The sequence below is a fragment of the Amycolatopsis sp. TNS106 genome (assembly GCF_019330265.1).
In the GTDB taxonomy this organism is placed as follows: domain Bacteria; phylum Actinomycetota; class Actinomycetes; order Mycobacteriales; family Pseudonocardiaceae; genus Amycolatopsis; species Amycolatopsis lurida.
Genome location: NZ_CP024972.1, coordinates 3,830,996 through 3,850,496, shown reverse-complemented (window position 1 = coordinate 3,850,496; position 19,501 = coordinate 3,830,996). Strand labels below are relative to the sequence as shown.

The window sequence follows — 19,501 nt, the reverse complement described above, 5'->3', positions numbered from 1 at the left end:
CCGCTGTGGCGCCGATCCCGGAGCGGCGGGGTCGTTATCGCGTTCATCGAGGCAGGCGCCCATGGAATATCCATTGTGGAGGATTTTGTTCGGTTCACTCGAATGGGTCTTTTTGTCCACGGGAGCCGTGCGAGTAATCTTCGCCTTGAGGTCGAAAAAATCGATCTTCGGGGATGGGGAACTGTTTGCGGAATCCGTACTTTTTTGTCGGATGAGCTCTGATTGTCGAAGTGTGCCGGCGGCGGTGTTCGTCGTTCTGCTGGTTCGCGCGCTTCGGATGTGTCCGGCTTGGGGAAGTCGTACTGAAAGATCTGAACCATTCACCGTTTCCGAACGACTGGCGGATTCCGGAGTTGTTGTCGTGCAAGTCAACTTCAGTCGAAGGGTGAGCTTGATGAACTCCGCGGTGAAACGTGTGGTGTCCGGTGTGAGTGTGGCGGCGGCGGTGGCGGCCGGGTCGCTGGTCGCGGCCTCCCCCGCCTCGGCGGCGGACGTCAGTTGTGTGACCAGTACTTCGGGAGATCAGGGGATCGGCACCTGTGTCGTGCGTAGCGGCGAGGTCCGGCTCCGTGCGGATTGCGCCTTCGCGCCGGACACCTACAGCCCCTGGGCGGGCAGAGGCACCTGGGCGTTGAGAACGGGGAGTTGCCTGTTCAGTATCCGTGGCGTGATCGTGGAAACCCGGAACTGAGCGAATGCCGCGAGCGGCCGTTGTCCGTACTTCCCGCTCGCGGTAGCCTTGCCGAAAAATGAGGGGTGGCTCGATGGCGGAAGAAACGCTCATTCGGCTTTCCGGCATTCATCGCCGTTATGTCGCCGGTGAAACCACCGTGCACGCCTTGCGCGGTGTCGATGTGGCTGTGAAACCGGGTGAGCTGGTCGCGGTGCTCGGCCCCAGCGGTTCGGGGAAGTCGACGCTGCTTCTCGTGGCCGGAGGGCTCGAGCGTCCCGATTCCGGAACGGTGGAGGTCGCCGGGGCCGATCTCGGGAAACTGAGCGCCACGAAACTCTTCCGTCATCGACGCCGCAATATCGGCTTCGTCTTCCAGAACTACAACCTGGTGAAGACGCTGACCGTATTGGAGAACGTGATGCTTCCCGCGGAACTCGACGGGGTGAACCGCCGGGAGGCCGCCGCGCAGGCCCGCGCCGCCCTGGCCACGGTGGACCTGAGCGGGCTCGAAGATCGCTTCCCCGATCAGCTTTCCGGCGGACAGCAACAGCGGGTGGCCATCTCCCGCGCGCTTTCGGGCGGGCGCCGGGTACTGCTCGCCGACGAACCCACCGGCGCGCTGGACTCCGCGACCGCCGCCGAGGTCCTGCAGTTCCTGCGCAAGCAGGTGGACGACGGCGCGGCGGGCATGGTGGTGACCCACGACGCGGCCGTGGCGCGGTGGGCGGACCGGCGCATAGACCTTCTCGACGGTGAACTGGTCGAGAAGCCGGGAGACGTCCGGTGAAAGTACTGCGGCGATGGAGACTCGCGCTGCGGATCGCGGGACGGGAGTTGCGGCGCAGCCGGGGCGTCACCGTCCTGATCGTGACGCTCGTCGCGCTGCCGTTGATCGGCGTGAGCGGGTACTTCACGGTGACGGCGACCGCGGAGTTCTCCCCGGAGGAAAGGATCGCCCGTGCGCTCGGCGGGGCCGACGGGCGGATCACGTCGATTCCCGTGCCCGACGTCCCGTTGGCGAAGCAGGTGAGCGACGGCGAGGCGCGGTTGGCCGAGACGCTCGGGCGCGGCAGCGATCCCGAGCCGCTCCTCGAAACGAGGGCCGTGGTCGGCGCCGGAGATCGAGACGTCTCCGTGGCATTGCACGCCTTCGCCGACAACGCGACGACCGCGCCCTTGTTCGGGCCGGCGGCGGGACGGGCGCCGAAGTCCGAACGGGAGATCGGTCTTTCCCTCGCGGTCGCCGAGCGACTCGGGGTGACGCCGGGGGAAACCGTCCGGTTGTCCGCAGGCGGCCGTGACGCCGTGGTGTCCGGTCTCTACGTGGACCGCATTGACACCGCTTCGGCCTTCGCGATCGTCCCGCTCGGCCCGTCCGTGCTGGCCGCGGTGGATCCCGTGGTGAGGTCCGGCGGGGACGTCTCGCTGGTGTGGCTGGTGCGTGGCGATCCCGGCGCGCTGGCGGCCACCGGGGAGACCGTTCTCGACCGGGCGGGCGTACTCAGCCGGATCGAGGAGACGCCGGTGCTGGAGGTGCTGGGTGTCTTCTTCGCGGTGCTGGCCGAGATCGCGGTCGTCACCTGCGCCGCGTTCGCGGTCGTCGCCCGGCGGCAACGCCGGACCCACGGTCTGCTCGCGGTGGTCGGGGCCGAGCCGCGGCAGCGGGTTTCGATCGCGTACGCCACGGGAGTCCTGTGCGGATGCCTGGCGGTCGCCGCCGGAGTGCCGGCGGGGATCCTCGCCGGGTGGGCACTGCTGCCCGTCCTCGAGGCCCGCGCCGAACAGGACTGGGGAGCGTTGACGGTCCCGTACGGCTTCCTCCTGATCGTCGCCCTGTTCGCGGTGTGCGCGACCACGGCCGGTTCGGTGCTCGTCGGCAGGTCGGCCGCGGTGGCCAGACCGCTCGACGCGTTGCACGGCCGGGATGTGGTCGCGGCTCGTGCCGGTACGGGACGGCGGCTCACCGCGGCCGGTCTCGTCGTCGCGGGGGTGGTCCTGCTCGGTCTCGGTTTCACCGCGGGACCCGGTCCGGCGGTGCTCGGCGGTGCCCTGATCGTGCTCGGCTGCGGATTCGGCCTGGCGGCCGTCCTGTCGGCGCTGGTGCGGAATCACCGAGGGCCGCTGTGGTTCCGTCTCGTCCTGCGCGACGCCTCGATGGCGACCGCGCGGCCGTCCGCACTGGCCACCGCGATCGCGGGGATCGTCATGTTCACCACGACGGCGGCGTTCCTGCTGACCGGGCTGGCCCGGCAGCCGACCGGTTACGTGCCGTCCACAGTGGAGGGCACGGCCGTGTTCGCCGCCGACCAGCGACTCGATCGGGAGACGACGGCGGTGGCCGCCGCGAAGCTCGGGATGCCCGGCACCGGGACCTTTCGCGAAGTGATCTATCCGGCGGAGCGGGGCGGTCTTCCCGGTTTCGTGCAGGCCGACAGCACGCTACGACGTTGTCTCGACCAGTCTCTCGCCGTCGGCTCCCAGAACGTCAGTGTGGACGAGTGCGCGCGGAAGACGGGATTCTCCTTGACCGCGCCCGTGGTGGCGGCCGCGGCACCCGCCGCGCTGACGGCGCTGATCGGGCGGCCGCCGGACCCGGCCGAAGCCGCCGCGTTCGACGCCGGGGCGGCGCTGGTCCTGAACCCGGCTTTGCGGGACGACACGGGAAAGATCACGCTGCGTCCCGGATCGGTGGACCGCGCCGGTGGCGCCACTTCGGTGCCGGAACCAGGACGGACCGGGGAACGGCGGCACACCCTGCCCGCCGTGGTCGTCGGGAATCAGCAGACGCAGCTCGCGCCCATGGTGCTGCTGTCGGAGGCGACCACGGAACGGTACGGCCTCGCGCCTCGAGGCGATGTCTCGACGCTGTTCCGCGGCTCCTCGATCCCCGCGCCGGGGATCGAGGACGAAGTGCGATCCCTGCTGCTGCGGGGAACGGCGGGTGCGGGGGAACTCACGGTCGAGCGAGGTGATCCGAAACCCCGCACGATCATGGCCGTCAACCAGATCGCCGCCGGGGTCGCGGTCGCGCTGTCCCTCGCCATCGTGATCACCGGCGTCGCGCTGGCGGCCGGTGAGTCCAGGGGTGATTTCGCCGTGCTCGCGGCCGTGGGTGCCGATCCCCGGCTCCGGCGCCGGATAGCGGCTGGACAGGCTGGACTCGTCGCCATCTCCGGTGCCGTGATCGGGCTCGCGGCGGGCTACGCGGCGGCGGCTTCGTCCCTGCACGCCGAGCGGAGTGGCTGGACGCTCACCCCGCTGCTGTTCAGCGTCGGTGGTTCGTCGCTCCTCGTCGCGGTGGCGCTGATCGCGGCCTGGTGGCTCACCTCGGCCCGGCTGCCCGCTCCGCGCGTCATGGAGTGAGTGACCCCGGCGGGCGTCAGGAGAGACGTTTCATGTTCGCCCCGGTGATCGCGCCGCCGGAAACGGTGTAAGAACCGGAAAATGTGCGTAGCGAACCATCGGTCTGCCGGGCCGAAAGGGTGACGTACACCGTGTTGCCGCTGACGCTCGTCACGGTGACATCGACCCATGAAGTCGTCGCGTATCCCTTGGCGTAGGAGGCGAGAGTGCCGCCTTTGGCCAGCTTTTGCCCGCCGAGGTTCCACGCGGTGGAGAAATCGCCCCGGTTGATCGCGTCGTAGTAGGAGATCACCGTCTGCGCCACCGGAAACGCGGGCACGGGTGCGGGATAGATCGTCCGCGTCGTCGGCGGTGCCGCGTAGATCGTCTGCGGCGGGGCCGCGACCACCGGTGGCTGTCCCACGATCGTGCTCGTGGGAGCGGCCGGCGCGACGACAGGTGTCGCCGTTCCCTGATTCGGTACGGCGCACGCGGCCAGCCCGCCCGCGGCCATTATCGTCACTGCGGCCCAGTTCTTCGCTCTCATTTCCCTGCCCCTCTCATTTCTCGCCTTTTCGTTCGTGATACCGAGAATGCCGGGAAAACGCCGGGGTCACTAGAGGACTTGTCCTCGTTACGAATACTGGAAAACGCACCGCGACCGTTATGGGATCTTGTGTGCGTGAGGCGTAGGCCACCCTCGTCTCACGTCGATCGGCCACCGGGTTTAGCGTTAGGCATGACCACTGCACCTGTCGATGTCGAGAGCGCCCGCCGCGACTACGCGGCACTCGTCGACCGTGGCCTCTCCCTGGACATCACCCGCGGCAAGCCGTCCCCTCGTCAGCTGGACCTCGCCGACGGGCTGCTCGCCCTCCCTGGAGACGTGCGCAAGGCCGAAGACGGCACGGACGTCCGCAACTACGGCGGCCTCAAGGGCCTGCCCGAGCTCCGCCGCATCTTCGCCGGGCCGCTGCAGGTCCCGGCCGAGCAGCTGCTGGCCGCGGGCAACTCCAGCCTGGAGCTCATGCACGACTCGATCGTGCAGGCCTTCCTCAGCAAGCTCCCGGGCGCCGAGCGCCGCTGGGCCGACGAGCCGAGCGTCAAGTTCCTGTGTCCCGTGCCGGGCTACGACCGCCACTTCGCGCTGGCCGAGCGCTTCGGGATCGAGCTGATCCAGGTGCCGCTGACCGAGACCGGCCCGGCCATGGAGGTCGTCGAGCGTCTCGTCGCCGAAGACGCCGCGGTCAAGGGCATCTGGTGCGTGCCGAAGTACAGCAACCCGACCGGCGTCACCTACAGCGACGACACCGTGCGCCGTCTGGCGACGATGACCACGGCCGCCCCGGATTTCCGGATCTTCTGGGACAACGCCTACGCCGTGCACCACCTCACCGACGAAGAGGCGCAGCTGGCGGACCTGCTCGCGCTGGCCACCGAGGCGGGCAACGCCGACCGCGTGTTCGTCTTCGGCTCCACCTCGAAGGTCACCTACGCGGGTGGCGGCGTCGGCTTCTTCGGCGCCTCCGAGGCGAACCTGGCCTGGTGGACCGGCCTCATCGGCAAGCGGACCATCGGCCCGGACAAGGTCAACCAGCTCCGCCACGCGCAGTTCCTGCGCGACGAGGACGGCGTCCGCGAGCACATGCGCAAGCACGCCGAGCTCATCGGGCCGAAGTTCGCGGCCGTCGACGAGATCCTGACCAAGGAACTGGGCGAATCGGGCCTCGCGTCCTGGACCAAGCCGACCGGCGGGTACTTCATCTCGCTGACCGTGCCGTCCGGAACCGCCAAGGAGGTCGTGCGGCTGGCCAAGGAGGCGGGGATCGCCCTGACCCCGGCCGGCGCGACCCACCCGTACGGCGACGACCCCGACGACGCCGTCATCCGCATCGCGCCGACGTACCCCGAGCTGGCCGAAGTCGAAGAGGCCATCCGCGGTCTCGCCGTCTGCGTTCGCCTTGCCGCGGCGACGAAGAAGTAATCGAGGGGTGGCGTGATCGCACCCCGGTCAAGGAGGCCGTCTTCGCGATGAGACGGCCGCCCTGGACACCCCGTGCAAAACGCCCAAACCGGGCACGCGATACGCCGCAGTTCGAGATTCAGGCAGAAGGGCGCGGGGGCAGCGCGCAGGCGATCACCGGTGCCGTTCCGGCGGTCGCGCATGACTGGACGGACGACGCGCGTGACTGGACGGACGACACGCGCGCGGCCGGCGCCATGCCAGAGTCGTCCGCCTGGACACGCGTGTCGTCCGTCTGATCACGGGTGACGGCCTCCCTGTCACGCGGCTTCGAGATCTTTTCCAATCCGGGCCACGAGTGGTTCCGAACGTCCGAGTGGGTGGGTGTACCGCAAAGACGAGAGGAACCACTCGTGTTCGGAAAGCCCTTCGTTCGTACCCTGATCTCCCGCAGCGCCGAGAACCGCACGGATCGCCGCCGGTTCCTGAAGGCCGCGGGCGCGGCGGGGCTCGGTGTGGTCGGCGCGACCTACCTCGGGGTGCAGGCCACTTCGTCCGCGTCGGCGACGGGTGAGGCCGCTGCCGCTGCGGAAGCCCCCAGTGACGCGGCCGTGCTCAACTTCGCGCTCAACCTGGAGTACCTCGAAGCCGAGTTCTACTCCTTCGCCGTCCACGGCCGGGGGCTGCCGGACGACCTCACCGGCGGCGTCGGTACCCAGGGTGGCGTCGTCGGCGGCAAGAAGGTGATGTTCCACGACAAGACGCTGCACCAGTTCGCGAAGGAGATCGCGGGCGACGAGGTCGCGCACGTCAAGTTCCTGCGCGGCGCGCTGGGTGAGGCGGCGGTGTCGCGGCCCGAGATCGACCTGAAGAACAGCTTCACCGCCGCCGCCCGCGCGGCCGGGCTGATCAGCGAATACCAGCAGTTCGACCCGTTCGCCAACGAGAAGAACTTCCTGCTGGCGGCGTTCCTGTTCGAGGACGTCGGCGTGACGGCCTACAAGGGTGCCGCGCCGCTGATCACCAACAAGACGTTCCTGGACGCGGCCGCGGGCATCCTGGCCGCCGAGGCCTACCACGCCGCCACCATCCGGACCTCGCTGTTCGACCGGGGCCTCGGTGACGCGGCGGCCAAGATCTCCAACGCCCGCGACACCCTCGACGGCCCCGGCGACGACGACCAGGGCATCCTGCTCGGCAATCAGGCCAACATCGTGCCGGCCGACAACAACGGCATCTGCTTCGGCCGCGGCGCCGACCGGGTGCTGAACGTCGTCTACCTGAACCCCGGCCCGGTGAAGGAGGGCGGGTTCTTCCCCAAGGGGGTCAACGGCGACATCGTCGCCAGCGGCGGCGCGTAACCCTCTCTGTCGGGTCGCCGTTTCCCGGTAGGTTCGGGTGACGGCGACACGACAGGGGGTCAGCGGTGAAGGCTGTGATCATCGGCGGCGGCATCTCGGGCACGGTGACCGCGATGGCGTTGCAGCGGGCCGGGATCGAGGCGAGCGTCCACGAGGCGTACCCGTCCGGTGGCGAGGACGCGGGCGCGTTCCTGACGATCATGCACAACGGCATGGACGCCCTGCGCGCGATCGGCGCCGACGGGCCGGTGATCGACCAGTCGTTCGGCGCGGAAGGCCTGGAACTCGTGACCCCGGACGGGCGGACCGTCGAGCGGCGTTCCTTCGAGATCGACGGCCTCGCCGGGCCGCGCACGATGACGCGGGCGTCGCTTTATCGCGTGCTGCAGGAGGAGGCGATCTCGCGCGGGATCTCCTTCGAGCGTGGGAAACGGCTGGTTTCCGCCACGCCGGGGGTCGCTCGCTTCGAGGACGGTTCCGTGGTCGAAGGCGACATCCTGGTCGGTGCGGACGGGCTGAGGTCGGTCGTCCGGACCATCATCGACCCGGACTGCCCGCCTCCGCGCTCGACGGGCCTCGACGTCGTCTACGGCTACACGACCGACACGAGCATCCCGCAGGCTCCGTCCCTCTATCGGATGATTCAGAGCCTGCACGCCTTCTTCGGCTACACGAGCACGCCCGACGGCGCGACGTACTGGTTCGCGCGGCTTCCCACGGCCGAAGGCGTGCGCTCCGGCCTGTCGCCTGCCGAATGGCGCTCGGCCGCTTTCGCCGCTTTCGACGGGGAACCGTTGCCTGCGGCGGAAATCATCCAGTCCACAGGGGACGATGTCTTCGGCGGGCATTCCTACGACGTCCCCTCGACGCCGGTGTGGTTCACCGAGTCGATGGTTCTCGTGGGCGACGCGGCGCACGCGGCCTCGCCCGCCGCGGGGCAGGGGGCCTCGATGGCGCTGGAGGACAGCGTCGTCTTGGCCCAGTGCTTGCGGGATCTTCCCGACGCGCCAACGGCTTTCGCGGCCTACGAACGGCTACGGCGGGCGCGGGTGGAGGAACTGGTGGCCGGTAGCGCGGCGGTGTCGTCGGGGACGACGCCCGACCGGGACCGGAACTGGCTTTACCGGCACCACATCGAGTGGGACGCGAAGATCACCGGGTGAACCATCCCCTGTGATGCCGGTCATACGTCGCGGGATTCCCGGGTGACGCTTGTCGATCATCAGTACGGTGCGCGACGTACCGACCAAATTCACCCCTGGGGGCAATGATGTACAACAAAGTTCGTGCGCTCCTGCTCGCCACCTTCGCGGTGACGGGCCTGGCCGTCGTGAGCGTGCCGGCCGCACACGCCGCCACGTACACGCAGGTGGGCTATGCGAGCTCGTTCGGCAGGCAGGTGTACCTGTGGCGCAACAACGACAACGGGTGCATCCACGCGCAGGGCAAGAGCATGCGCAACGGTGACGAAGTGATCCTGCAGGTGGTCAGCGGCGGCATGCTCATCGACGACGATGTGCAGCGCGCCAACGCCACCGGCGTCTCGGTCAACACCCAGTCGCTGTGCAACAAGGGTGGCGCCGGCTTCCGGGGTCTCGTGAAGGACGCGAACGCGAACGGACCGCAGACCGGGACTTACCAGAACTGGTAGCCGGAAGTGCGTGAAGGCCCCCTTCACTGCGCTAGACGCAGTGAAGGGGCCTTCACGCACTTTGGCCTACTTCTTGTACAGGGCTTCGATGTCGGTCGCGTAGTTCTTGTTCACGATGTTGCGCTTCAGCTTCAGGCTCGGCGTGATCTCGCCGCCGGCCTCGGTGAAGTCCTTCGAGAGGATCGTGAACTTCTTGATCGCCTCGGCCTGCGAAACCGCGCTGTTGGCCTGATCGACGGCCGTCTGGATCTCGGCGCGCAGCTCGGCGTCGTCGGCCAGGTCGGACACCGAGGCGTCGGCGGGCTTGCCGTGCTGCGACTTCCACGACGGGAAGTACTCCTCGTCGATGGTGATCAGCGCGCCGATGAACGGCCGCTGGTCGCCGACGACCATCGCCTGGCTGACCAGCGGGCTGGCCTTGATGGTGTCCTCGAGCCCGGACGGGGCGACGTTCTTGCCGCCCGCGGTCACGATGATCTCCTTCTTGCGGCCGGTGATCTTGAGGAACCCGTCCCGGTCCAGCTCGCCGAGGTCGCCGGTGTGGAACCAGCCGTCTTCGAGCGCTTCGGCGGTCGCTTCGGGGTTGTTGAAGTAGCCGCTGAAGACGACGTCGCCCTTGAGCAGGATCTCGCCGTCTTCGGCGATCCGCACCGAGGTGCCGGCGACCGGGCGGCCCACGGTGCCGACGCGGAAACCGTCCTGGGTGCCGACACAGGCGGCGGCGGACGTCTCGGTCAGGCCGTAGCCCTCGAACACCGGGACACCGATGCCGCGGAAGAAGTGCGCGAGCCGCACGCCGAGCGGGGCACCGCCGGACACCGCGGCCACGCACCGGCCGCCGAGGGCCGCGCGCAGCTTGCTGAACACCAGCTTGTCGAACAGGGCGTGCTTGATCTTGAGTCCCAGCCCGGCGCCGCCGGTGTCCTGGGCCTGGCTGTACGCGACGGCGGCGGCTTCGGCGGCGTCGAAGATCTTGCCCTTGCCGTCACCGTGCGCCTTCTGCTTCGCGCCGTTGTAGACCTTCTCGAACACCCGCGGCACGGCGACGACGAACGTCGGCCGGAAGGTGCCGAGGTCGGCGACGAGGTTCTTGACGTCGGAGGTGTGCCCGAGGGTCACCCGCGCGCTGAGCGCGGTCACCGCGATGGCGCGGGCCAGGACGTGCGCGAGCGGCAGGAACACCAGCAGCGAGTTGCCCTGCTCCATCAGCTGCGGGAAGGCGGCGATGTCGGCGCGGATCTCGGCGAGGAGGTTCCGGTGGGTCAGCTCGACGCCCTTGGGGCGGCCGGTCGTGCCCGAGGTGTACACGATCGTGGCCAGGTCGCCGGCCTTCACCGTGCGGCGCCGCTCGTGCAGGTCGTCGTCGCTCAGCCCGGCGCCCTGCTCGGTGAGCCGGCCGACGGCGTCCGCCTCGATCTGCCAGGTGTGCTCGAGCGTGTCGAGGCGGCCCTTGACGGATTCGAGGGTCGCGACGTGGTCGTCGGTCTCGACGAACACGGCCTTCGCGGCCGAGTCCGAGAGGATCCAGTGGACCTGCTCGGCCGAGGACGTGTCGTAGATCGGGACGGTGACCGCGCCGGCGGCCCAGATCGCGAAGTCGATCAGGGTCCATTCGTAGCGGGTCTTGGACATGAGCCCGACCCGGTCGCCCGGAGCGATGCCCGCCTCGGCCATTCCCTTGGCCACGGCCAGAACCTGGGCGGCGAAGTCTTTGGCGGTGACGTCCAACCAGGTACCGTCGACCTGGCGGCGGAAACTCACGACATCGGAGAACCGCTCCGCGTTCGCCCAGACGACGTCGGCGAGATTCTCGTCGTCGGTCACCGGATTGGCGGCGGGGGCGCTGTATTCGCGCACGAGGAACCTCCGTGTTCGCGTGCAAGTGGTGTGACCGGTGTTACCCGCCAGTCAACTTAGCGTGCCGTGCACCTTAAGACCATGCTGACGAATCGGCCATACCCAGGGCATGACATTCTGCCGCTGTGAACCAGGCGCCGCCAGCTCTCGACATCGTCGACGAGACCTTCCTCGTGGTCCCGCCCTCCACCGTCGCCGCCGCTTTCGCCGATCCGCGATCTTGGTCACGTTACTGGCCGGACCTCGTCCTGGAGGTCTACACCGACCGTGGCGACCAAGGACTGCGCTGGACCGTGCGCGGCGCCTTGATCGGTACCATGGAGGTCTGGCTCGAGCCGGTGCTCGACGGCACTTTGCTGCACTACTTCCTGCGCGCCACTCCCGCCGGGCCGGACGGGGCGCCGCGCGTGCTCCAGGCCCGTGACCTGCGGCGGGAGTTCGATCGCAGGGCCCGTGCCGCCAAGGCGATCGCGCTCGGGCTCAAGGAGGTCCTCGAGGACGGGCGCGAGCCCGGGGTCGGTCCCCGGGCCGAATAGGGGAGAGCATGCGGGTTCACGTGGTGTCGGACGTGCACGGCAACGCCGACGCGCTCAAACGCGCGGGCGACGGCGCCGACGCGCTGATCGTGCTGGGCGACCTGCTGGACTTCGTCGACTACCGCGAGCACGACAAGGGCATCATGGGCGCGCTGTTCGGCGCCGAGAAGGTCGGCGAGTTCGCGCGGCTGCGGCGTCAGGGCACTCGTGATGAGACCGTTGCCTTCTCGCGATCGTTGTGGGCCACTTTGACCGATCCCGCCGCCGCGGTCGGCGAGGCGATCCAGGACCAGTACGCCGTCTTGTTCGGCGCTCTGACCGCGCCGACGTTCGCGACCCCCGGCAACGTCGACGACCCCTCGTTGTGGCCGGAGTTCGCCGGCGACGGCATCACCGTCCTCGACGGCGAGGTCGCCGAGTTCGGCGGGCTGCGTTTCGGGTTCATCGGCGGCGCGCTGCTCCCGCCGAACGTGGTCCCGCGCCGCAACGGCTTCTGGCGGCCGTACCTGCGCACCCGCGAGGAGTACGACGCCGCCGTCGCCGGGCTGGAGAACGTGGACGTCCTGTGCACCCACATCCCGCCCGCCATCCCGGAACTGACCTACGACGTGATCGCCCGGCGCTCGGAGATCGGGTCGGCGGCGCTGGTGGGGCTCATCCGCGACCAGCGGCCGCGATGGTCGGTCTTCGGGCACGTCCACCAGCCGCTGACCCCGCGGACGAGGCTCGGCAGGACCGAATGCCGTAACGTCGGTCACTTCAAAGAGACCTCTCAGCCCTACGTGCTTCGCTGGTGACGGTCGGTCCCGGCTAGAGTTCGGGGCATGGCCGAGCAGTCCACGCAGTCCATCGAGGTCGACGCCGAGCCCGCGCGGGTCATGGCCGTCATCGCCGACTTCCCCGCGTACCCGGAATGGGCCAAGGCCGTCCGGGAGACCGAGGTCCTCGCCGAGGACGACAACGGCCGCGCCAAACAGGTGAAACTCACCCTCGACGCCGGGCCCATCAAGGACGTCTACACCCTCGAGTACGACTGGGACGCCGACGGCCACGGAGTCAGCTGGCACCTGGTCAAGGGGCAGATGCAGAAGGCCCAGAACGGCCGCTACGCCCTCGAAGCGCTGGGCGCCGACCGCACCAAGGTCACGTATACGCTGTCCGTCGAGCTGGCGCTGCCGATGATCGGGCTGCTGCGCCGCAAGGCCGAGAAGATGGTCATGGACACCGCGCTCAAGGAGCTCAAGAAGCGCGCTGAAGCATCCTGAGTCGAAGGGTAGGCATGCGGATCCTGCTGTTCACCGGCAAAGGGGGTGTCGGCAAGACCACGCTGGCCGCGGCGACGGCGGCGGCACTGGCCGGGCGGGGCAGGAAGACGCTCGTGGTCTCGACCGACCCGGCGCATTCCCTCGGTGACGCCTTCGGCCGCGCGCTCGGCGGCGAACCGTCCGAAGTGGACACACTGCTGCACGCCGCCCAGATCGACACCCGCGGCCTCGTCGACAGCACCTGGCGCGAACTCCGGCGGGAAGTCCAGACCGTGCTCGCGGGAGCGGGCCTCGACTCGCTCGACGCCGAGGAACTCACCGTGGTGCCCGGCGTCGACGAACTCCTCGCCCTCACCGAGGTCCAGCGCCTCGCCGAGCACGGTCCCTGGGAGACGGTCGTCGTCGACTGTGGACCGACCGCGGAAACGCTGCGCCTGCTGGCTTTGCCCGAAGCCGTCTCCGGCTATCTGTCGAGGATGTTCAAACCGGGCGCGCGGCGGACGGCGGCCGCGGTGCGGCGGCTCGGCGCGCATCTGGAGTCGCTGCGCACCCTGCTGACCGATCCGGCCACCACGACCGTACGGCTCGTGCTGACCCCGGAACGCGTCGTCGTCGCGGAAGCCCGCCGGACCCTCAGTTCCCTTGCCCTGCGCGGAATCCTGGTCGACGGCCTGATCGTCAACCGGCTGATGCCCGCGCCCGGGTTCTGGCGCGGCGCGGCGGCCTCGTGGATGCGGACCCGTCGAGCACAGCAGAACACCGTCCTCGCCGAGCTCGCCGAGGCGGGCTTCGGGCCGGGGCAGGTGAAACCCGTCGAGCATCGCGCCGTCGAACCGGTGGGCCTCGAGGCGTTGCAGGAAATCGCGTACGAGCTCTACCAAGGCCTGGATCCCTTGGCGGGCGACGAAAAAGGTGTGACCCCGCTCTTGCGGGTGTCCGAATCGGACAGTGGCTACGAGCTGCGGATCGCGGTGCCGCTGCACCGCGACTCCGAAGTGGACCTGGCCAGAGTGGACGATGATCTCGCCGTCACCGTGGACGGTTTCCGGCGGCTGATCGCGTTGCCGGAGATGTTGCGCCCGTGCCGGATCACCGGTGCGGAATCCGACGCGCACGGCCTGGTCGTGAGCCTGGCCGGGAACCGGGGACCCGGGTGAGCGAGAACAACGACGAGAACACCGGATCGGCGCCGCTCGACCTGGTGGAGGAGATCCGCCTGCTGGTCGAACTGGTCGTCGAGCACGCCGCGCCGTGGCTGGAGGGAGTGATCTCCGCCGGGCACGGGTGCACCGACCACGATTCCGGCGGGTGGTGCCCGCTCTGCGCGGTCGTCGGGCTGGTCCGCGGGGAGCGGCCCGAGTTCGTGGCACGCCTGATGGAGCAGGCCGCGCAGCTCGTCGCGCTGCTGCGGGCGGTGCTCGCCGATCGATGGGAACCCGAGGCGGGCGTGCACATGCCGGGGTTCCAGCCTGCGCGGAAGGAGCCCGCGGCCGAAGATGTGCCGGTAGGAGCTTCGCGGGTCCAGCACATCACGGTGACCAGGCGCGACGCTTGGCAGCCGGACCGGGAGAACTGAGTTGCTGACGGTAGGGGTGGACGTCGGGGGCACGAGTGTGCGCGCCGGCGTCGTGGACGAGCACGGCTCGCTGATGGACACGGCCAGGGTCGGGACGCCCAGCGGTGAGGACGCGCTCGAAGACGCCATCGCCGGGGTCGTCGAAGACCTCCGCAACCGGCACGACGTGTCCGGCGTCGGTCTCGCGGTCGCCGGGTTCGTCGCGAAGGACCGGCGGACGGTGATGTTCGCACCGCATCTGTCCTGGCGGGCCGCGCCGGTCGCCGAGCGCATCGAAAAGCGGGTCGGCCTGCCGGTGACCCTGGAACACGACGTGAACGCCGCCGCGGTCGGCGAATACCGCTTCGGGGCCGCCCGCGGCGCTCATGTCGCCGCGCTGATCGCCCTCGGCACCGGGATCGGCGCGGGACTGCTGCTCGACGGCAAGATCTACCGGGGCGCGTACGGTGTCGCGCCGGAACTCGGGCACCTGACCGTCGTCCCCGGCGGGAGGCCCTGCCCGTGCGGGAAATACGGCTGCTGGGAGCGGTACTGCAGCGGGACGGCGCTGGCCGCGACGGCGGTGGAACTGCTCGCGCGGCACCCTGGCCGCTCGACCGTGCTCGCGCGCGAGACCAGGGGAGACCCCGGCTCGGTCACCGGACGCCGGGTCGCCGGTGCCGCCCGCGACGGCGACCCGATCGCCCAGCGCGCGATGACCGAGCTGGCGAAGTGGCTGGCCGAGGGACTGGCCCTGGTCGCCGACGTCTTCGATCCCGAGATCATCGTGATCGGCGGCGGGGTGTCCGAATCGGCGCCGCTGTTCCTCGACGAGGCGCGCGAACGCTACGCGGGCAAGATCACCGGCGCCGGGCACCGCCCGCTGGCCCGGATCCGGGCCGCGCACCACGGCGACGATTCGGCGATCGTCGGTGCCGCCGCGCTCGCCGTCGACGCGGCGAAGGCTCCCGGCGCCGAGGTCGGTGTGACAGGCTGAAGCCGTGACCCGGCAAGACGGCAACGGCTTCGTGAAGTGCGACTTCGGGCATCTTCACTGGGGTTTGAACGGCGCCGCCGGACTGCTGCTGTCCGATCCCGCGCGCGGCGTCCTGCTGCAGCGGCGGGCCTGGTGGGTCCATCATGGACGCACCTGGGCGCTGCCCGGGGGCGCCGTCGAGGCGGGGGAGAGCCCGCGTGAGGCCGCCACCCGCGAGGCGCACGAGGAGGCCGACATCCCGCCCGGGCGGGTCCGCGCGCTGGCGGCGTCGCACGTCGACCACGGGAACTGGCGCTACACGACGGTCCTGGCCGCGCCGATCGGCCCGCTTTCGGCCAGGGTGACCAGCGCGGAGAGCGCGGAACTGCGGTGGGTGCGGGCGGCCGAGGTCGCGGACTTCCGGCTGCACCGGGATTTCGCGGTGGCGTGGCCGGGATTGAGGGAACACTTGGATCGCAGGCTGGTACTGGTGGTCGACGGCGCCAACGTCGTCGGGTCGCGGCCCGACGGCTGGTGGCGCGACCGGCGTGGCGCTGCCGAGCGGCTGCGGGACAAGCTCGCGACCTTGTCCGAGACCGGACTCGCCGATCCGGGATTGCCCGGCGGCGGTGAATGGTCGTGGTGGCCGCGGATCGTGCTGGTCGTCGAGGGCAAGGCGCGGGGAGTCGCGCTGGTGCCGGGCGTCGAGGTCGTGGACGCCGAGTCCGACGGGGACTCGCGGATCGTGGCCGTCGCACGGGAGGCTCGGGCGGCCGGTCCGGACGACCACGTCGTCGTGGTGACCGCCGATCGGGAGCTGCGGTCCCGCGTCGAGGCCGTGGGCGCTTCGACCTTCGGCCCCGGCACCCTGCTGGGGCACCTCGACCGCAAGTAGGTGACGAATCGCGGCGGGGTCAGGGGCGCGCGATCTTCCCGTCCCGCATCTCCGCGATGAGCGAAGCGACGACGGCGCGGAGGCTGCCGTTGTACTGCTTCGCCACCGCGCGCTGGCGCAGGTAGCTGGGGCCGCAGGTCAGGATCGTCTCCACCGACCGCAGCTCGTCGGCGCAGTCCAGGCGCCGGGCGACCGGTTCCAGCCGGTTCAGCAGGTCGTAGGTGTCGTCGGTGACCAGGCGTTCGTTGCCCGCCGCGTCGAGGATGACGATCGCGTCGACGCCGTAGCGCGCCGCGCGCCACTTGTTCTCCTGGACGTGCCACGGCGGCAGCGTCGGCAGGATCTCGCCGTCGTCGAGGCGCGCGCTGAAGTCGTCGACCAGGCATTGGGTCAGCGCGGAGATAGCGCCGACCTCCTCCAGCGTCGGCAGCCCGTCGCACACCCGCATCTCGATCGTCCCGAAATGCGGCGCGGGCCGGATGTCCCAGCGGATCTCGGAGAAGTGGTCGATCACGCCCGTGGTGAACATGTCGTCGACGTAGCTCTCCAGCTCGGTCCACTTCCGGAACTGGAACGGCAGGCCTGCCGTCGGCAGCTGCTGGAACATCAACGCGCGGTTCGACGCGTACCCGGTGTCCTCGGCACCCCAGTAGGGCGAAGACGCCGAAAGCGCTTGCAGATGCGGCGCGTACTTGAGCAGGGCGTCCAGGATCGGCAGGGCCTTGTCGCGGTGGTCGACACCGACGTGCACGTGGACGCCGTAGATCAGCATCTGCCGTCCCCACCACTGGGTGCGGTCGATGAGCTTGGCGTAGCGCTCCTTGTCGGTGACCTTCTGCTGGTACCACGTCGAGAACGGATGCGACCCGGCCGAGAACAGTTCGACGCCCAACGGGTCGAGCACCGAGTGCACGACGTCCAGCGAGTCGTTCAGATCGGCTTTGACCTCGGCGATCGTGTCGCAGATCCCGCTGATCACCTCGATGGTGTTGAGCAGCAGTTCCTGCTTGATCTTCGGATGCTCTTCCTCGCCGCCGGGGCGGACGGCGTCGAGCACCTCTTCCGCGACCGACGAGAGCTCACCGGTCCGCCGGTCGACGAGGGCGAGTTCCCATTCCGCGCCGACCGTCGACCGGCGCGAGGGAGTGAAGTCGATCTTCATCTTACGAATTGTCCGGCAGATCAGACCTGGGCGCCGTTGTTCGGATCCGCGCCGGGCGGCGGCCCCTGGCGCACCCGCAGCAGGAGCAGGGCGATCGCGGTCGCGAGGGCGAGGATGCCGAGCGGGGTGCCGAGCCGCGTGCCCATGCCGATCAGGTTGGGCGCGATCAGGAGCAGCAGGCCGAGCACGAAGAACAGCAGGACGATGAACGCGCCCTTGCGCGGACGCGGCAGGGGAGGCGGCTCGGGCGGCACGAAATGGCCCTCGTCGTCGCTCGGCCCGGCGGGGTCGTCCTCGAAAAGGGTCTTGTCCCAGCTGGTGCCGCCCCCGCGCCAGCCCGGTTCGGGTTCGGTGTCCGGCTGCTCGGGCCGCGGGGTCTTCTCGGCGGGCTTTTCCGCCGGTTTCTCCGGTTCCTCGTCCGGGAACAGACCGACGCCCTCCGCACGGAGGTCGGCCACGATCTCGGCGAACGTCGCGTCGACGTCCTCCGGCCCGTCCTTGCCTCTGCTCATCCGGCGTCCACCTGTCCCGCCCGGCGCACGGACCGGGCGAAGTCCACCGTACGCGTGAAGATCAGGCCCGCGTCGTGGTCTTGCGTGGCGACGTGGAAGCTGTTCTCCAGCACCACCTCGGTCACGTCCTCGCTGCCGATCCCGTCCAGGATCACCTGGGAGTTGACCGGCTCCACGATGTGGTCGACGGCCGAGTGGAGCAGGAGCACCGGCTGGGTCACCTTGCCCAGGTCGGCGCGGGTGAGCTTCCACAGCTTCGCGAGGCTCGCCGCGGCGCGCACGGGCGTCCGCGAGTAGGCCAGCTCCGTCTCGCCGGGCTTCGCGATGTCGTTCGCCACGCCCGGCACCGACGGCAGGATCCTCGACAGGACGGGCAGCAGCTTGGCGTCCCAGCGCAACGTCAGGACCGACGGGTTCACCAGCACGATGCCGGCGATCCGGTCGCCGAACTCCTCGGCGAGGCGCAGCGTCAGCGTCCCGCCCATCGACATCCCGGCGACGAACACCGTCTCGCAGGTCGCGAAGAGCGCCAGCAGCTCTTCCCGGACCGCGCCGTACCAGTCCTCCCAGCCTGTCCGGTTCATGTCCTGCCACCGGGTGCCGTGCCCGGGAAGGAGCGGGCAGCGCACCGTGTAGCCGGCTTCGGCCAGATGGTCTCCCCAGGGCCGCATGCTCGCGGGAGTGCCGGTGAATCCGTGGCACAGCAGGAACCCTGCTTCGGTCGAACCGGTGTGAGCGAACGGTTCCGCGCCGGCGAGGACGGCCATGCGATCGCCTTCCGTGAGAGCTGGGTAGGTCTCCTATGTTCGCACGACCGGAGCGGCTTGTGGGCCCCCGGCCACCGGCGGAATCGGGCCGGATCGGATGTGAGATCCGTCGCTGGGTGCGGGTAACCGGGTGGACTTCGTTGTGCCTGGGGTGCGCGATTCGTAGTCTTGACCATCGGGCGCGGGGGTTGAGCTGCTAGGAGGAGTTTTCGCAGTGCTGTACTGGCTCATGAAACACGTGTTTATCGGGCCACTGCTCAAGGCGCTGTGGCCCACCAAAGTCGTCGGCGCGGAGAACATCCCCGACGACGGCGGCGCGATCCTCGCGGGCAATCACCTCGCGGTCGCCGACTCCTTCTTCATGCCGCTGCGGGTCAAGCGCAAGGTGACCTTCCCGGCCAAATCGGAGTACTTCACCGAAAAGGGCTTCAAGGGCCTGCTGAAGAAGTGGTTCTTCACCGGCGTCGGCCAGTTCCCGATCGACCGCTCCGGCGGCAACGCCGCGCAGGCCGCGCTCGACACCGCGACCCGGCTGGTCCGGGAGGGACACCTCCTCGGCATCTACCCCGAAGGCACCCGCTCCCCGGACGGCCGCCTGTACAAGGGCAAGACCGGCGTCGCGCGGATCGCGCTCGAATCCGGCGGCGTCGTGGTCCCGGTCGCCATGATCGGCACCGACAAGGTCAACCCGATCGGCTCGAAGATGTGGTGGCCGCGCCGCCTCGAAATCCGCTTCGGCAAGCCGCTCGACTTCTCGCGCTACGAAGGCCTCGCCGGTGACCGCTTCATCGAGCGGTCCATCACCGACGAGATCATGTACGCGCTCATGGAGCTGTCCGGTCAGGAGTACGTCGACATCTACGCCGCCAAGGCGAAGGAACTGCTCGCCGCCGAAGAGGCGGGGCTGCGCCCGAAGGTGCCCGCGCAGCCGTCCGCCCAGGACGTCGCCCGTATCCCGGACACCAAGGTCGGCTGACGCCCCACTA

General features: G+C 69.5%; 20 protein-coding genes. 15 read left to right on the top strand and 5 right to left on the bottom strand.

Features of this window, described 5'->3' with window-relative positions:
- Positions 1-61: 61 nt before the first annotated feature.
- The 3 genes from CVV72_RS17165 (at position 62) to CVV72_RS17155 (ending at position 4,036) form a co-directional block, all read left to right on the top strand.
- On the top strand, positions 62-691 hold the full coding sequence (locus tag CVV72_RS17165) for a hypothetical protein (RefSeq protein WP_219153334.1): 630 nt from the start codon (positions 62-64) through the stop codon (positions 689-691).
- Between the two features lie 73 nt (positions 692-764).
- On the top strand, positions 765-1,460 hold the full coding sequence (locus CVV72_RS17160) for an ABC transporter ATP-binding protein (protein ID WP_219153333.1): 696 nt from the start codon (positions 765-767) through the stop codon (positions 1,458-1,460).
- A complete protein-coding gene (locus CVV72_RS17155) occupies positions 1,457-4,036 on the top strand; it encodes an FtsX-like permease family protein (protein WP_219153332.1) in 2,580 nt (859 codons plus the stop codon). Before CVV72_RS17160 ends, CVV72_RS17155 begins: the two co-directional genes overlap by 4 nt.
- 16 nt (positions 4,037-4,052) lie before the next feature.
- On the opposite strand, the gene CVV72_RS17150 is transcribed toward CVV72_RS17155, so the two are convergent.
- Complete coding sequence (locus tag CVV72_RS17150; RefSeq protein WP_219153331.1) at positions 4,053-4,562, bottom strand: hypothetical protein; 510 nt, start codon at positions 4,560-4,562, stop codon at positions 4,053-4,055.
- A 192-nt stretch (positions 4,563-4,754) separates the two neighbouring features.
- Between CVV72_RS17150 and CVV72_RS17145 the strand changes: the two genes are divergently transcribed.
- The 4 genes from CVV72_RS17145 to CVV72_RS17130 all read left to right on the top strand — a co-directional run bounded on the left by CVV72_RS17145 (position 4,755) and on the right by CVV72_RS17130 (position 8,990).
- A complete protein-coding gene (locus CVV72_RS17145; protein WP_219153330.1) occupies positions 4,755-5,999 on the top strand; it encodes an aminotransferase class I/II-fold pyridoxal phosphate-dependent enzyme in 1,245 nt (414 codons plus the stop codon).
- A 392-nt stretch (positions 6,000-6,391) separates the two neighbouring features.
- Positions 6,392-7,339, top strand: coding sequence for a ferritin-like domain-containing protein (locus CVV72_RS17140; RefSeq protein WP_219153329.1), 948 nt, complete (start codon positions 6,392-6,394; stop codon positions 7,337-7,339).
- A 65-nt stretch (positions 7,340-7,404) separates the two neighbouring features.
- Positions 7,405-8,502, top strand: coding sequence for an NAD(P)/FAD-dependent oxidoreductase (locus tag CVV72_RS17135; protein WP_219153328.1), 1,098 nt, complete (start codon positions 7,405-7,407; stop codon positions 8,500-8,502).
- Positions 8,503-8,609: 107 nt separating this feature from the next.
- Positions 8,610-8,990 (top strand): hypothetical protein, encoded by a 381-nt coding sequence (locus tag CVV72_RS17130; protein ID WP_219153327.1) that lies wholly within the window; start codon positions 8,610-8,612, stop codon positions 8,988-8,990.
- A 66-nt stretch (positions 8,991-9,056) separates the two neighbouring features.
- Here CVV72_RS17130 and CVV72_RS17125 read toward each other — a convergent pair whose 3' ends face one another.
- Complete coding sequence (locus CVV72_RS17125) at positions 9,057-10,847, bottom strand: long-chain fatty acid--CoA ligase (RefSeq protein ID WP_219153326.1); 1,791 nt, start codon at positions 10,845-10,847, stop codon at positions 9,057-9,059.
- 125 nt (positions 10,848-10,972) lie between these two features.
- Between CVV72_RS17125 and CVV72_RS17120 the strand changes: the two genes are divergently transcribed.
- Genes CVV72_RS17120 through CVV72_RS17090 form a run of 7 tightly spaced genes read left to right on the top strand, consistent with a single transcriptional unit; the run spans position 10,973 to position 16,074 of the window.
- A complete protein-coding gene (locus CVV72_RS17120; protein ID WP_219153325.1) occupies positions 10,973-11,383 on the top strand; it encodes a polyketide cyclase / dehydrase and lipid transport in 411 nt (136 codons plus the stop codon).
- 8 nt (positions 11,384-11,391) lie between these two features.
- Positions 11,392-12,180 (top strand): metallophosphoesterase, encoded by a 789-nt coding sequence (locus tag CVV72_RS17115; protein ID WP_219153324.1) that lies wholly within the window; start codon positions 11,392-11,394, stop codon positions 12,178-12,180.
- A 27-nt stretch (positions 12,181-12,207) separates the two neighbouring features.
- Entirely contained in the window at positions 12,208-12,648 is a 441-nt protein-coding gene (locus CVV72_RS17110; RefSeq protein WP_219153323.1) for an SRPBCC family protein, read from the top strand.
- 14 nt (positions 12,649-12,662) lie between these two features.
- Positions 12,663-13,805 (top strand): ArsA family ATPase, encoded by a 1,143-nt coding sequence (locus CVV72_RS17105; protein WP_219153322.1) that lies wholly within the window; start codon positions 12,663-12,665, stop codon positions 13,803-13,805.
- Complete coding sequence (locus CVV72_RS17100; RefSeq protein ID WP_219153321.1) at positions 13,802-14,224, top strand: hypothetical protein; 423 nt, start codon at positions 13,802-13,804, stop codon at positions 14,222-14,224. The genes CVV72_RS17105 and CVV72_RS17100 overlap by 4 nt, the downstream gene beginning before the upstream one ends.
- A gap of 16 nt (positions 14,225-14,240) precedes the next feature.
- Complete coding sequence (locus tag CVV72_RS17095) at positions 14,241-15,200, top strand: ROK family protein (protein WP_034322536.1); 960 nt, start codon at positions 14,241-14,243, stop codon at positions 15,198-15,200.
- 4 nt (positions 15,201-15,204) lie between these two features.
- A complete protein-coding gene (locus CVV72_RS17090; RefSeq protein WP_219153320.1) occupies positions 15,205-16,074 on the top strand; it encodes an NUDIX domain-containing protein in 870 nt (289 codons plus the stop codon).
- Between the two features lie 19 nt (positions 16,075-16,093).
- Here CVV72_RS17090 and CVV72_RS17085 read toward each other — a convergent pair whose 3' ends face one another.
- The 3 genes from CVV72_RS17085 to CVV72_RS17075 are packed head-to-tail and all read right to left on the bottom strand — an operon-like array spanning position 16,094 to position 18,515.
- Positions 16,094-17,236 (bottom strand): glutamate--cysteine ligase, encoded by a 1,143-nt coding sequence (locus CVV72_RS17085; protein WP_219153319.1) that lies wholly within the window; start codon positions 17,234-17,236, stop codon positions 16,094-16,096.
- Between the two features lie 20 nt (positions 17,237-17,256).
- On the bottom strand, positions 17,257-17,748 hold the full coding sequence (locus CVV72_RS17080; RefSeq protein ID WP_219153318.1) for a hypothetical protein: 492 nt from the start codon (positions 17,746-17,748) through the stop codon (positions 17,257-17,259).
- Positions 17,745-18,515, bottom strand: a complete 771-nt coding sequence (locus CVV72_RS17075; RefSeq protein ID WP_125675548.1) for a carboxylesterase — start codon at positions 18,513-18,515, stop codon at positions 17,745-17,747. Before CVV72_RS17075 ends, CVV72_RS17080 begins: the two co-directional genes overlap by 4 nt.
- Positions 18,516-18,729: 214 nt before the next feature.
- On the opposite strand from CVV72_RS17075, the gene CVV72_RS17070 reads away from it, so the two are divergent.
- The gene (locus CVV72_RS17070; protein WP_007033728.1) at positions 18,730-19,491 is read left to right on the top strand and encodes a 1-acyl-sn-glycerol-3-phosphate acyltransferase; all 762 of its coding nucleotides are present in this window, start codon (positions 18,730-18,732) and stop codon (positions 19,489-19,491) included.
- Positions 19,492-19,501: the final 10 nt, after the last annotated feature.

Coding starts and splice junctions, on each gene's coding strand:
- CVV72_RS17165 (WP_219153334.1), top strand. CDS start 62: ATGGAATATCCATTGTGGAGGATTTTGTTCGGTTCACTCGAATGGGTC.
- CVV72_RS17160 (WP_219153333.1), top strand. CDS start 765: ATGGCGGAAGAAACGCTCATTCGGCTTTCCGGCATTCATCGCCGTTAT.
- CVV72_RS17150 (WP_219153331.1), bottom strand. CDS start 4,562: ATGAGAGCGAAGAACTGGGCCGCAGTGACGATAATGGCCGCGGGCGGG.
- CVV72_RS17145 (WP_219153330.1), top strand. CDS start 4,755: ATGACCACTGCACCTGTCGATGTCGAGAGCGCCCGCCGCGACTACGCG.
- CVV72_RS17130 (WP_219153327.1), top strand. CDS start 8,610: ATGTACAACAAAGTTCGTGCGCTCCTGCTCGCCACCTTCGCGGTGACG.
- CVV72_RS17115 (WP_219153324.1), top strand. CDS start 11,392: ATGCGGGTTCACGTGGTGTCGGACGTGCACGGCAACGCCGACGCGCTC.
- CVV72_RS17110 (WP_219153323.1), top strand. CDS start 12,208: ATGGCCGAGCAGTCCACGCAGTCCATCGAGGTCGACGCCGAGCCCGCG.
- CVV72_RS17105 (WP_219153322.1), top strand. CDS start 12,663: ATGCGGATCCTGCTGTTCACCGGCAAAGGGGGTGTCGGCAAGACCACG.
- CVV72_RS17085 (WP_219153319.1), bottom strand. CDS start 17,236: ATGAAGATCGACTTCACTCCCTCGCGCCGGTCGACGGTCGGCGCGGAA.
- CVV72_RS17080 (WP_219153318.1), bottom strand. CDS start 17,748: ATGAGCAGAGGCAAGGACGGGCCGGAGGACGTCGACGCGACGTTCGCC.
- CVV72_RS17075 (WP_125675548.1), bottom strand. CDS start 18,515: ATGGCCGTCCTCGCCGGCGCGGAACCGTTCGCTCACACCGGTTCGACC.